This window comes from Pseudomonadota bacterium (genome assembly GCA_023229365.1).
Taxonomy (GTDB): domain Bacteria; phylum Myxococcota_A; class Polyangia; order JAAYKL01; family JAAYKL01; genus JALNZK01.
This window is the reverse complement of sequence record JALNZK010000053.1, coordinates 22,671-34,718: the sequence shown is the minus strand read 5'-3', so window position 1 is coordinate 34,718 and position 12,048 is coordinate 22,671. Positions and strand designations below refer to the sequence as shown.

The window sequence follows — 12,048 nt, the reverse complement described above, 5'->3', positions numbered from 1 at the left end:
CCCAGAGCTCGTCGAGCGCCGTGGGCCCTTCGCGCCGCGCCGCGGAGTAGAGCGCGTCCAAGGCCGCGACGTCGTCGGCGATCCCCTGCGCGAGCGCCAGGCAGAGCCGCGCCGCGAGCCCGAGCGCGCCGTCGAGAGCGGTCGCCGCCTCGAAGTGCCGCACGGATTCCGAAACGCGGCCGAGCGCGAACAGCAGGAGCTCGCCGGCGAGCAGGTGCAGGCGCGGGGCGTCGGCGCCCGCCGCGTCGGCCAAGCTCTCGAGCGCGTCGGACGCGGCCGGGAGATCGGAACTGCGCAGCGCCAGCCGGAACCGCAGGAACTCGGGGATCTCCGCGCCCTCGGGTGCGACCGCGATCGCCTCGGCCAAGACATCGGCCGCGCCGGATGTGTCGTCGAGGAAGTACTCCGCGATCAAAGACCGCTCGTGGAACGCCCTCGCCCTGCCCGCGGGATCGCTCACCGGCGCCGTCTCGGCGAGGTGCGCGTCGAGCTCCTCGAACCGGGCCATGCGCCGCAGGAGGCGGCCGACCTGTCGCTGGGTCGTGTCGCCCGTCAGGATCGCGATCTCGAGGGCACGCTCGAGCTCTCCGGCGTCCTCCGCGGCCCGCGCCGCGGCTTCGCGCAGGGAGCTCGCGAGCGCGGGGGACGCCGTGCGCTCCGCCCACGCCAGGAAGGCGTCCGCCGTTCCCACCGCGCTCCCGAGCACCGCATCCGCCGCCGCGGCCCACGGAGCATCGCCCGCGCGATCCTCCGCAGTCGGCCAGGCCGCGTCCGGCTCGCACGTCTCGAGCGACAGCTGGCGGGAGAACGGGACCTTCGTCCCGGCGCGCTCGAGCTCGGCCGCGGTCAACGGGGCGTCCGGGTGTCCCGGGTGCGTGCACAGCCACGTGAGCGGATCGCCGATCAGCTCGTCCGAGACCGCGCCGCCGCCTTCGGCGGTCGTCGCCACGGCGAGCAGCCCCTCCCCAAGCGGCGAGGAGGCGATCCGCGACGCGGCGTCGAGCGCCTCGGCGCCACTGTGCGCGCGCAGGGCGAGCAGCGCGCGCCAGGCGTGGGAGGCGTCCTTCGGCAGCGCGGCCAGCGCCTCTTCGGAGCGCCCCAGGGCGGCGAGGAGCCTCGACTCCTCGGAGGCCAGCGCGGGGGTCGCCGATATCTCCGCCGCGCGCCGCACGAGCGCGAGCGCCCCGGCCGGATCCCCCAGCCGCCGCTCCCGGACGAGCGCCGCTGACCAGAGCAGCCCCGCCGCAGCCGCCGCGCCGCGCTCGAAACCGTCCCACGATCGCCCTGCGGGGTGTTCCGCCGAAGCATCCGGCTCGGGCGTCATGGCGGCCTCGGCCATCCGCAGGAGCGCGCCCGACTCGATCTCGTGGAGGCCGCAGCTGGCCGCGATCCGCAGGGCGGTCGCGAGCGCGACATGGTCCGCGCGGGCGGCACCGAGCACCTCCTGCAGCGCCCTCCCGATCGCGTCGGCGGGCGCCCCGCGCTCCGCGAGCAGCATCGCGCGTTCCGCCGACAGCGCCACGCGCCACGCCTCGTCCGTGGTCTTGTGCGCGAGCTTCTCGAGGAGCTCCAACGCCTCGCCGTCGTCCTTGCGCGCGAGCGCGAGCAGCGCCGCCGCGACCAGCACGTTCCGCGACTCGGGCGCCGCTTGTTCCGCCGCCGCGCGATCGAGATCCGCTCCGGCGGGGTCGTCGAGCAGGCGATGCCGCAGCTGCGCCGTCGCGAGATTCGCGGCCGCGACGTCCTCCGGATCCTCGAGGATGCCCGCGAGCCGCTCCAGTGAGGCTGCCCGGGTCCGCGAGTCCCTCGCGGCGGAGGCTCGGAACGACGTGAAGACCACGTCCGGATCGTCCGGCGCGACGGCGACGGTGGCGTCGAGGTGGGCGCGCCCCGCGGTGTCGCGCCCGAGCCGATCCGCGAGGACGCGGTACAGCTCGAGGCGCAGGCGCACTCCGCCGGGGCCCTGGCTCACCTCGACCTCGCTCGCGAGATCGTCCGCGACCCGGTTCCAGTACTCCGCTAGCGTATGGTCCAACGCCTCGTCCATGCCCTCACTCGACTGCCGCGATCGGGTTCAGCGCCTTGCCCTCGCGCTCCCACCATGAGAGCACGCGCCTCCGGATCTCCTTGCGCAGGCGGTGATCCATCGGCCCGCGCGGCCACTCGATCGCCCCGCCCACCATGCGGCGAAGCTCCTCGACGGCGCTCAGCCGGATCTCCTCGACCCTGTGGTTGATCGACGCGAGCGCCCACTCGATGCGGTGGACCCCGGCGTTCGCCACGAACCACGCGATCCACCGCCGCTCGGAGAACCCGAAGTCCGTGAAGGTGATCTTCACGAGCGCGCGCTGGCAGCGCTCCGCCAGGATGCCGTCGACGGAACCGAGCATCTCCGCGAGCGGCCGGATCGCAACCGGGTGCCTGAGCTCGCCGAGCGCGTCCGCCGCGAGCCGCTTCTTCTCGAGGCTCGAGCTCGAGCTGCGCAGGATCGCGGCGATCTCCTGGACGGTCCAGACGTACTCCGGGTACGCCTCGAAGCTCTTGATGACGTCGAGCGCGACGACCCGGATCTGTCGATCCCCGTCGAACAGCCGCTTGACGAGCCCGGGCAGCGCGTCCGGCGCCGGCACCTCGGAAAAGAAGAAAGTCGCGTAGAACCGGATCTCGGAATCGAAGCTGTCCATCATCGGCGCAACGTACGGCGCCGCCTGCACCCCGAACATGAGGAGCGCCCGCAGGAGCGGCCCGTGCTGGCCGACCCGCTTGAGCCGCGACGACTCCTGGTACCGATCGCAGTCCAGCGGCCCGGGGAAGCGGCGGATCATCTCGACGATCGCGTCGTCCCCCATGCCCACGAGCAGCCGCGCCGAGGCCTCGTCGAACCTCCCCCGCTCCTGCACGCGCGACACGAGGTGCTCGATCTCCTCGCGCATCTCGACGCGTACGGTGCTCGACACGGCGGGCCTGTGCGACACGGGAGCAGAACGCTCCCCGACGATCTCCATGTACACGCCCGGGCCTCCCGCCGGGGGCTCGGAGATCCGAGCGCGGGGCGGCGGCGGCGCAGGCGGGCCCTCGGTAGCGGGCTCCTGCGCCACGGGGGCCGCGGGGACGACGGCCGAGCGGAAGACGGTCCGGCCGGTGGCGACGGGAGGCGGCGCGGAGTTGCGGACCGTGATCACCTCGACCTTTCGGACGAGCTCGGGATCGACCGACGGCTCCGACGGCGGCGCGGGCGGCGCGGGCTGCGTGACGGGCGCGGACATGATCGCCGGCGCCAGGATGCGCACCGCCGGTCCCGACTGGATCGGGCGCAACGGCAAATCGGACGCCGGCGCCGGCGCGGCCGTCACCTGGGCGAACGCGGCCTCGACCGACGGGCCGAGCTCGGCGGCGCTCGCGCGCCCGGCGAACGCGCCGAGATCCTTCTTCTTCGCCGCGGCGGGGGCGACGATCGCGCGCCCCTCGGGGACCGCCTGCGCGCCGGCCTTCGGCCGCGTCGGCACCATGGACGGCCTGCCGTACTGCCCGAACTTCCGCTTGAGGAGGAGGCGCTCGAAGGCGGCCGCCACGAGGTGCCCGAACTCGGCGATCCGTGCGATGCGGTTGGCACGTACGCCCGTCGCGCCCGAGTCGCCGTACAGCATGAGCACGACGCGATCCCTGACCACGACAGGGATCAGGGCGCAGCCGCGCGGGACCTCGCGCCCCATGTCGGAGAGCGCCCGGCGGTCGGCGGCCGCCTCGCCGATCGGCCCGAGGTGGTACCCACGCGTCCTTTGGACGCTCTCGAACACGCCGGGCTCGCCGAGCGGGACCGCGACGGTCTCGAGGCTGTGCGGCGCCTTCCCGCGGACGGTCGCCATCCTCCCCTGCGCCGCGTTGTCCTGCACGACGAACAGCGCGGTGAACTCGAACGCCTGGCTCGAGAACGCCATGAGCAGCGAGAGGATCGCGTCCCGATCCTCGGCCTCGCGCAGGAGCTCCGACGCCTCGGAGAAGCTGATGAGCTTCCTCGGCTCCGCGGCCGGCGGCGGCGGCGGGGCTGGCGGCGGCGCCAGCGGCACCTCGAGCGTGTTCTCGCGCACCAGCTGGACGGCCGGCTCCCGCGCGGCCCCGGTGACGATCTTCATCGTGGTGTCGAGCGAGCGCGGCCGCTCCTTGATCGACTCGATCACAATCCGCTGCGTCGACTGGCGCACCTCCTTCGCGGCCGGCGGCGCGGGCTCCGGCTCAGGCTCCGGCGCGGGCTCCGGCTCAGGCTCCGCCGGGGCCGGAGCGGCCGGCGGCGCGCTCACAGTCGGCGTCGCGTCGGGCGGCACGTCGGCCGAGAAGCCCGGCACGAGCTTGCGCTGGAGCGCCGCGGTCCGGCTCGACATCGGGACCCGGTAGTAGCGCTGCAGCGCCATCCCGAGGCGGAACTCGAGCACGAGGTGCGGCACGATCTCCGACTTCAAAAGGAACGCGATGTCGTCGAGCGCGGCGACCGTGATAGGACCGGACGCGGCGATCGTGAGGCTGTCCCCCTCGAGCGCGACCGGCATGATGCGCCGATCGGCCACGATCTGCCGGGGGATCAGGGCGAGCACCTCCTCCGGCACGTTTTCCAGCCAGACGGGATCGAGCACCGGCATCCGGACGACCCGCGCAATGTATTCCACGAGGGCGTCCTCGCGAATCATGCCCAATTCCAGCAGGTTCGTGGCCAGGTCACCCCCATAGATCACCTGGCGTTGAAGAACCTGCTCGACCTGCGTGACGCTGAGGATGCGGTCCTGTACCAGCAATGAGCTGAGAGCCGACATCGTTGGACGAGAATATAAAACTAATTGGATTTTACTAGCTGCATTTTTCTACGACTCGGGAGTCCAGGAGAATCGGCCCGCGAGCCGATCCCGTTCCGAGACGATGAGCGGGCTCGGAACGACCTCGTACGGCGGCACCGCCGGCGCGAGGGCGAGCAGGGCCGGCGGCAGCGCTTCGAGCTGTCCGCGCACCCGCGCCCTGGCCTTCTGGAGATCGATCTGGGCGCCGGGCAGCCGCTCCCCCGCGCGCATCACGGGCTCCAGGAGCGGGGTGCCGGGCAGCCGCTCGTCGTACCGGGCGATCACGTCGCGCACCCAGCCGCCGGCGCCGTCCACCTGCCGGAAGACCTGCTTGCGCCACGGCAGCGTCGCCGCGCCGAGATCGCCGAGCTTGAGGCGCCCCTCGCCGCGGTACTCGACGAGCTTGTACGCCGAGTCGAGGTACGGCGCGTCCTGGCTCACCCCGAGGCGCGTCCCGACGCCGAACGCGTCGACCGGCGCGGCCGCGGTCGCGATCCGCGCGATGCCGTACTCGTCGAGGTTGCCGCTGGCGATGATGCGCACGTGCTCGAGCCCGGCCTCGTCGAGGATCCGCCGCGCCTCCTCCGAGAGGTTCACGAGGTCGCCCGAGTCGAGCCGCACCGCGCGGACGTTGAACTCCTTTCCCATGGTCTTCGCCAGCGAGGCCACCTTGCGCACGCCCTCGAGCGTGTCGTAGGTGTCGACGAGCAGCGTCGTCTCGGGGTACAGCCTCACGAACTCGCGGAACGCCTCCCCCTCGTCGTCGTGGCTCTGGACGTAGGCGTGGCCCATCGTGCCCGCGACCGGGATGCCGTACTCCTTGCCCGCGAGCACGTTCGAGGTCGCCTCGATCCCGGAGACGTAGCCCGCCTTGGCCGCGAGCATCGCCGCCGCCGGGCCGTGGGTGTGGCGCATGCCGAAGTCGATCACGGAGCGGCCGCCCGCCGCGGTCACGACCCGCGCCGCCTTGGAGGCGACCAGCGTCTGGTAGTGCACCATGTTGACGAGGAAGCTCTTGACGATCTGCGCCTCGATGAGCGGCGCCACGACCTGCAGCACCGGCTCCTGCGCGAACACGATCGTGCCCTCGGGCACCGCGTACACGTCGCCCGTGAACCGCAGCTCCGCGAGCCAGTCGAGGAAGGCGGGAGAGAACTGCGCGAGCGACGCGAGGTAGTTCACCGCCGTGTCCGTGAAGCGGATCGCCTCGAGGTAGTCGAGCGCCTCGCTGATGCCGCTCGCGACGAGGTAGTTCCGCTTGTCGGGCAGGGAGCGGAAGTAGAGCTCGAACGCGGCGACCTCGTTCATCTTCTCCGCGTGGAACGACTGCGCCGTCGTCAGGTGGTAGAGGTCCGTGAGCAGCGCCGTTTCGTCGGGTTCGCACCAGGATCGCATCTTCTTCATCGCGTGCCTCGTTGCCGCCGCGGCGGGAGCGCCCCGCGCGGCCGCCTCATTCTACAGGTTCCGGAAGCGGCTGCACACCACCCCCCGCCCACTTGCAGTCCGCGAGGTGGCGCTCGAGGAACTCGAGCGGCAGCGCGACCTCGACCCGGATGCCGCCGCCCCCCGTCGAAACGCTCGCGAAGTCGAGCAGCTCGGCGAGCGCGTCCTCGTCCTCGGCGCGCGCCTTGAGCCGCGCGAGCGACATGGCGCCGCCCAGCGCCCGCCCGAGATCCGCCATCGCATCCGCCTCGCCGCCCGCCACGTCCGCGACCATCGCGACGTCCTCGCTCGCGTCGACGTGGAGCTTCACCTCGTCCGCGGCCTCGCCGAACCGCTTCGCGAGCTCCGCGTCCCCGAAGAGCCCCGCCGCCTCGTCCACATCGAGCGAACCGTGGATCTCGCCGTACGCATCGGACTCGGGCATCGCGTCCTCGTCGAACGGGATCTCTCCCTCGAGCAGCCCGAGCGCCTCGTCGAGCGCGTCCGCGCTCTCCGCCGCGATCAGGAGCTCGCCCCGCCAGAGCGCGATCCCGCCCCCGCCGTCCTCGGGCGTGAACACGGTCGCCGCGCCCCGCTGCGTCCTCCCGAGCTCGGCGAGCAGCGGGCTGTCCGCGAACCCCGAGAAGTCGCCGCCCATGACGACGAGGTCGTCCGCCGCGCCGACGCGATCGACGTCCTCGCCCGGATTGAACCCGACCTCACGCGCCATCTTGTCGAACGGATCGTCCGGCCGCTGCTCGAGGCAGTCCACGACCATGCGGCCGATCGGCGTGTCGGCGAGCGCCGCGACCTCGAACACGATCGACGAGCCGCGCGCCGCCGCGCCGGACAGCGCGACGAGCATCGGATCCCGTGTCGCCTTCTCGCGCACCCTGGTCCCCGACATGAGCACGAGCGCGCGCCTGTGGCGCTCGAGCCGCTCCCAGTCGGCGTCGCGCGGCTGCGACGGGAACTCCACTTCCTTCTCCGCCGATTTCGGCGGCCGTTCGGTCCACATGACGGCGGCGGCGAGCGCGAGGAGCGCCACCGCGGCGACCAGCCAGAGCGTTCGGCGACGCTTCACCTCAGAAGTCCTTTCTCTCGAACCGCCAGGCGCCGAGCGCGAAGGCGGCGAGCCCGAACACGACCTGCCCGGCAAGGAGCCGCACGAGCGCGAGGAGATCGATCTGCCGGGACGCCGCGAGATCCCCGGCCGCCTCGGCGATCGTCGAGAGCCGGGGCAGCGGCGCCGTGACGACCTCGAAGAGCCAGCGCCCGACCCCGGGCTCGAACAGCGCCGCGAGCTCGCCGCGGTGCCCTGCCGCGATCCCGGCCGCGAACAGGATCCCGCCCAGCGCGCCCGCGAGCGGCGCGCTGCGGACGAACAGCGCGGAGCTCAGCATCACGGTGTAGATCGACGCGAAGCTCAGGCTCGCGAGCAGCCCCGCGACGACGAGCCGCGGCGACCAGTAGCCGGTCTTGACGCCCAGGATGATCGTGAGGCCGCCCGTCCCGTACAGCGCGCCTATCAGCGAGAGCGCGATCACGCCGAGCAGCGTGCCGCCGAGGAGCTCGTGGCGCCGAATCGGCAGCGACAGGAGGTGCTCGATGCGGCCCGGCGCGAGCAGGCTCGGCCCGAACCCGGCGCACGCGAGCACGCCGAACGCGGCGCCGCCGTAGAACACGAGGTACGCCGCCGCCTCGAACACCGGGCGCAGCGCCACGTCGACGGCCCGGATGTCGCCGTCCACGGAGCTGCCGAAGAACCGCGTCGCCGCGAGCGCGCCGTCCACGACCTCGAGGCGCAGCGCGGCGCCTATCAGGACGAGGGCGAGCGTGGTCGCCGCGCCGAGCGCGAGGAACCACTTCCGCGCCGCGGCCTCGCGCAGGAGATCGAAGGCGACCACGAGGGCGGTCATCGCGCCTCCCTCCCGACGGCCTCGGCGAGGACGTCCTCGAGATCCCGCGTCTCGGGCCTGAGCCCGACGAGCTTCGCACCCGCCGCGCGGGCGTCGCCGAGCACCGCGTCGAGCTCGTCCGGGCCGTCCGCCGCGCACCGCCACCCGCCGCCGTCGACGGCGACGAGCCCCGCCGCGACGAGCCGCTCCGGGCTGGCGCCGCCCGCGAAGTCGAGGCGCCATGCGGTCCGGCTCTCGCACAGCTCCGTGAGCGCGCCCTCCCGCACGAGCCGGCCGTCGGCGATCACGCCGATCCGATCGCAGATCCGCTCGGTCTCTGTGAGCAGGTGCGAGTTGAGGAAGATCGTCGCGCCGCGCCGCTTCTCCTCCTCGAGAATCCGCCGGATCTCCGCGCGGCCGAGCGGGTCCACGCCGTCGGTCGGCTCGTCGAGCACGAGGAGCGCGGGCGCGCCGAGCATCGCAGCCGCGACGCCCACGCGCTGCTTCATCCCCTTCGAGAAGCCGCTCATGCGCCGGCCGGCATCGGCGATCATGCCGACACGCTCGAGCTGCCTCTCGATCTCGTCGCCTTTCGCCGGGAGCCGCTTGATGCGGGCGACGCTCGACAGCCAGGCCCGCGGAGTGAGCGCGAACGGCAGGTACAACCGCTCCGCGAGGTAGCCGATCCGCGCGCGCACCTTCACGTCCTCCGGGCTGCCGCCGAGTACCGAGACCTCGCCCGCGTCCGGCCGCACGACCCCGAGAATCGTCTTGATGAATGTCGTCTTGCCCGCGCCGTTCAGGCCGATCAGCCCGAACGCGGTACCTGCCGGAACGGTGAGATCGATCCCGCGCAGGGCGTGGCTCGGCTTGCGGCCGAACAGCCCGGCGTACCGCTTGGCGACCCCCTCCGCGCGCACGGCGATGGACATGGCACGCGGAATACCACGTTTTGACCGCGAGGGGTTCGTCCGTTCACCCTTGATGCGGCGCGCGACCCGTGCGAGATACGACACATGCGGGGAGACGGAGGAGCGGATCGGGGCGGCGGCGCTGGGCGCCGGCTCGCCGTGTGCGAGCGCCGACTGTGGACCGACCGGAACCTGCTCGTCGTCACCGGGGAGCTCGGCGCGCTCTTCGAGGGCAAGCGCGCCTACGACGCCCGCTACGGGATCTCGACAGACGAGATCGGGGACGCCCGTGCCCTCGAAAGGCTGATGGCGGCCGCCGCCCTCGCCGCGGTGTCGCTCGCGGAGCGCGAGGCGTGGGGCTGGACGATGACGTCGAGCGGCGCCCCTCACGGCCTTTTCTGCGCCGCCGAGCCGGAGGGGTTGGTGTGCGGAACCGCCCGCGCGGCGGATCCGGACCGCGCCGTGGCGCACGTGCAGCGCAGGAAGGGCGACGGGCCGGTCGTCGAGAGCCGTTTCGTGCCGATCTCCGCCGATCCGGTCTCGTCGGTGCAGCGGTACTTCGCGCAGGTGGAGCAGATCGACACGCGGCTCGCGGTCGTCGACGGCGGCCGCGGCGCGCTCGTGCAGGCGATGCCCGGCGGCGCGCTCGCCGAGCTCGCATCGGCGCCCGACGCCGAGCTCGTCACCGCGCTGTTCTCGTTCAATGCTTCGGAACGCGCGAAGTATCTCGATGATATCGCGGTCTTCTACGAATGTCGATGTGACGAGAACCAAATCGTCGAGATGATCGGCCGGCTCCCGGACGACGCCCGGCGCGAGATCTGGGCGGACCAGCCGGAGATCTGCGTGACCTGCCCGCGCTGCGGCAGGGAGTTCCGAGTTCCGAGATGAGCGCCGCCGAAGCCCGATCCGAGCCCCGCGCCCGCCTCCCGCTCGTCGCGCCCGTCGCGTGGCTCTGCGCCGCCGCGCTCTGCGGCGCGCCCGCCGGGGCGGATCCGGGCGATCCGGCGCGCGAGGCGTTCGCGAAGGGCGGCGGCGGCGGCTACCGGCTCTCCCTCGAACGGCACGGGGCGACCACGCTCCTTCGCGGCTCCGCGGACGAAGCCGCTCCTATCGCGGTCGTCTGCGCCCTGTGCACCCAGCGCGAGCTCGTCGTCGCCGCGCGCGCGCTCGGGGCGCGCCTCGCCGCGTTCGCGGCGTCCCGCGAACCCTGCCGCCTCGCGGTGGGGGGCCTGCCGACCGGCGCCGCGGTGACCGTCGACGGCCTCCCGGGTCGCGCGGACGGCGCCCCGATGCTCGTCGAGCCCGGGCCGCACGATGTGCGCGCCTCGGTCGGCGCGGCGACCCGGAGCCGCGCCGTCGCGCTCGAGCCCGGCGAGTCGTCCCGCCTCCAGTGGGCCGACATGGAGAAGCCCCCCTCGAACCGAAGCGCCGTCCGCGTCGCGATCGCGTCGAGCGGCCTCGGGCTCGCGCTCGCCGCCGCCGGCACGGCGTTCCTCCTCCTCGACGGCGACTGCGCGACCCCGCCCGACGCGGCGGGCCACTGCGACGAGCTCCACCACCTCGCGCCCTTCGGCTGGAGCTTCGTCGGCGCGGGCGCCGCCGCGGTGGTGTTCGGGGTCGTCTACGGCATCGCCGCGTCCCGGGGCGAGGAGGCGGCGCCATGAGGCGATCCCTCTGCGCCGTCGCTCTCGCGCTCTCGGCGCTCGCGGCCGCGAGGGCGGGCGCCGCAGGGCCCGGCGATCCGGATCCGCGCACGCCGCTCGTCCCCGTCGATCGCGGCAGGGCGCCTGCGCCCGACGAGCTCGCCGCTGCCGCCGAGGGTGCCGGGGCGCCGTCGCTCGGCTTGGGAGAGCTCGCGGCCGCACTGCGGCTCGCCGACAGCGGAGCCGCCGCCGAGCCAGACGCGCTGCGCGCCTCCCACGCCTCGGCGATCGAGGCGTTCTTCGCCGGCGATCCGGGCGCGGCCGTCGAGCGGTGGACCGCGATCGACGCGGCGCTTGCCGCGAGGCCGGCGCTCATGTCCCGGGATCCCGCGCTTCGACGCGTCGCGTTCGAGGCGCGCCTCTACCTCGCCCTCGCCGCCCGGGGATCGCAGGACGAGGCGGGCGTCGACCGCTGGCTCGGCGCCGCGGCCGAGATCGAGGAGCTCACGCCGCCGACCGCGGACTTCCCGCCGTGGGTGGGGGAGAAGCTCGCGCGGCAGCGCGCGACGCTCCCGAAGCCGGCGGGCGCGCTCGCGTTCGAGGGCGCCCCGGGCTGCGAGCTCTGGATCGACGGCCACCGCGCCGGAGCCGGTTCCGGCACCTACCCGGTGCGCCCGGGCCTCCACGCCGTGCACAGCCGTTGCGGCGGCAGGGCGAGCCTCGTGCGCGAGGTCGTCGTCGGCGATCACCCGATCGCGATCGACCTTCCGACCCTGCGCAGGTGCGCGCTCGAGCGCGGCGAGGGGCCGGCTAGGCTCGTCGCGGAGGACCGTTCGACGGACTCGGAGATCGCGGACGACGTGTTCTCGCTCGCGCGCGCGGCGGGGGCGGGTCGCGCCCTGGCGATCGTCGGCCGCCCCGGGACGACGGAGATCTGGATCGTGGACGAGGCCGGCGTCGTGCGCCGAAGCGAGGCGCCCGCCCGCGATCCCGAGAGGATCGCCGACTCCGCCCGCCGCGTCACGACGGACGGCGATCCGCCCGCTCCGGACCGCGGCGCCCCGGAGCCCAAGAGGCTGTGGTATCGCGACGGCACGGCCTGGGCGCTCGTCGCGTCGGGGCTCGCGATCTGGGGAACCGGGCTCGCGCTGGGGCGGACGTACGGCTCGCCCTCGCCCGAGGAGTCCGCGGCTTGGGCGATGATGGCGGGAGGGGCGTTCGCGGCCGGAACCGGCGTCGTGCTCTTCTTCGTCCCGAAAGCGACCCGCGCGGGCGACCCCGACGCGGAGGCGGAGGCGGTCGTCGGCGCCACCGCCTCGTGGCGTTTCTGATACAATGCGGGCGC

General features: G+C 73.7%; 9 protein-coding genes. 3 read left to right on the top strand and 6 right to left on the bottom strand.

What is annotated here, in order from left to right:
- From M0R80_19025 to M0R80_19000, 6 genes are all read right to left on the bottom strand, one after another.
- Window positions 1-2,047, bottom strand: a 2,047-nt coding sequence (locus M0R80_19025) for a hypothetical protein (protein ID MCK9461728.1), incomplete at its 3' end; no start/stop codon positions are given.
- A 4-nt stretch (window positions 2,048-2,051) separates the two neighbouring features.
- Entirely contained in the window at window positions 2,052-4,805 is a 2,754-nt protein-coding gene (locus M0R80_19020; GenBank protein MCK9461727.1) for a hypothetical protein, read from the bottom strand.
- A 48-nt stretch (window positions 4,806-4,853) separates the two neighbouring features.
- Complete coding sequence (locus tag M0R80_19015; protein MCK9461726.1) at window positions 4,854-6,230, bottom strand: nicotinate phosphoribosyltransferase; 1,377 nt, start codon at window positions 6,228-6,230, stop codon at window positions 4,854-4,856.
- A 46-nt stretch (window positions 6,231-6,276) separates the two neighbouring features.
- A complete protein-coding gene (locus M0R80_19010; protein MCK9461725.1) occupies window positions 6,277-7,332 on the bottom strand; it encodes a hypothetical protein in 1,056 nt (351 codons plus the stop codon).
- Window position 7,333: 1 nt separating this feature from the next.
- The gene (locus M0R80_19005) at window positions 7,334-8,167 is read right to left on the bottom strand and encodes a hypothetical protein (GenBank protein MCK9461724.1); all 834 of its coding nucleotides are present in this window, start codon (window positions 8,165-8,167) and stop codon (window positions 7,334-7,336) included.
- Window positions 8,164-9,078, bottom strand: coding sequence for an ABC transporter ATP-binding protein (locus tag M0R80_19000; GenBank protein MCK9461723.1), 915 nt, complete (start codon window positions 9,076-9,078; stop codon window positions 8,164-8,166). Before M0R80_19000 ends, M0R80_19005 begins: the two co-directional genes overlap by 4 nt.
- Before the next feature lie 84 nt (window positions 9,079-9,162).
- Here M0R80_19000 and M0R80_18995 point away from each other — a divergent pair, with 84 nt between their 5' ends.
- Genes M0R80_18995 through M0R80_18985 form a run of 3 tightly spaced genes read left to right on the top strand, consistent with a single transcriptional unit; the run spans window position 9,163 to window position 12,034 of the window.
- The gene (locus M0R80_18995; protein ID MCK9461722.1) at window positions 9,163-9,948 is read left to right on the top strand and encodes an Hsp33 family molecular chaperone HslO; all 786 of its coding nucleotides are present in this window, start codon (window positions 9,163-9,165) and stop codon (window positions 9,946-9,948) included.
- Window positions 9,945-10,724, top strand: coding sequence for a hypothetical protein (locus tag M0R80_18990; protein ID MCK9461721.1), 780 nt, complete (start codon window positions 9,945-9,947; stop codon window positions 10,722-10,724). Before M0R80_18995 ends, M0R80_18990 begins: the two co-directional genes overlap by 4 nt.
- Complete coding sequence (locus M0R80_18985; GenBank protein MCK9461720.1) at window positions 10,721-12,034, top strand: hypothetical protein; 1,314 nt, start codon at window positions 10,721-10,723, stop codon at window positions 12,032-12,034. The genes M0R80_18990 and M0R80_18985 overlap by 4 nt, the downstream gene beginning before the upstream one ends.
- Window positions 12,035-12,048: the final 14 nt, after the last annotated feature.

Excerpts from the sequence above, each read along its gene's own strand:
- M0R80_19020 (MCK9461727.1), bottom strand. The coding sequence starts at position 4,805 with ATGTCGGCTCTCAGCTCATTGCTGGTACAGGACCGCATCCTCAGCGTC.
- M0R80_19015 (MCK9461726.1), bottom strand. The coding sequence starts at position 6,230 with ATGAAGAAGATGCGATCCTGGTGCGAACCCGACGAAACGGCGCTGCTC.
- M0R80_19005 (MCK9461724.1), bottom strand. The coding sequence starts at position 8,167 with ATGACCGCCCTCGTGGTCGCCTTCGATCTCCTGCGCGAGGCCGCGGCG.
- M0R80_19000 (MCK9461723.1), bottom strand. The coding sequence starts at position 9,078 with ATGTCCATCGCCGTGCGCGCGGAGGGGGTCGCCAAGCGGTACGCCGGG.
- M0R80_18995 (MCK9461722.1), top strand. The coding sequence starts at position 9,163 with ATGCGGGGAGACGGAGGAGCGGATCGGGGCGGCGGCGCTGGGCGCCGG.
- M0R80_18990 (MCK9461721.1), top strand. The coding sequence starts at position 9,945 with ATGAGCGCCGCCGAAGCCCGATCCGAGCCCCGCGCCCGCCTCCCGCTC.
- M0R80_18985 (MCK9461720.1), top strand. The coding sequence starts at position 10,721 with ATGAGGCGATCCCTCTGCGCCGTCGCTCTCGCGCTCTCGGCGCTCGCG.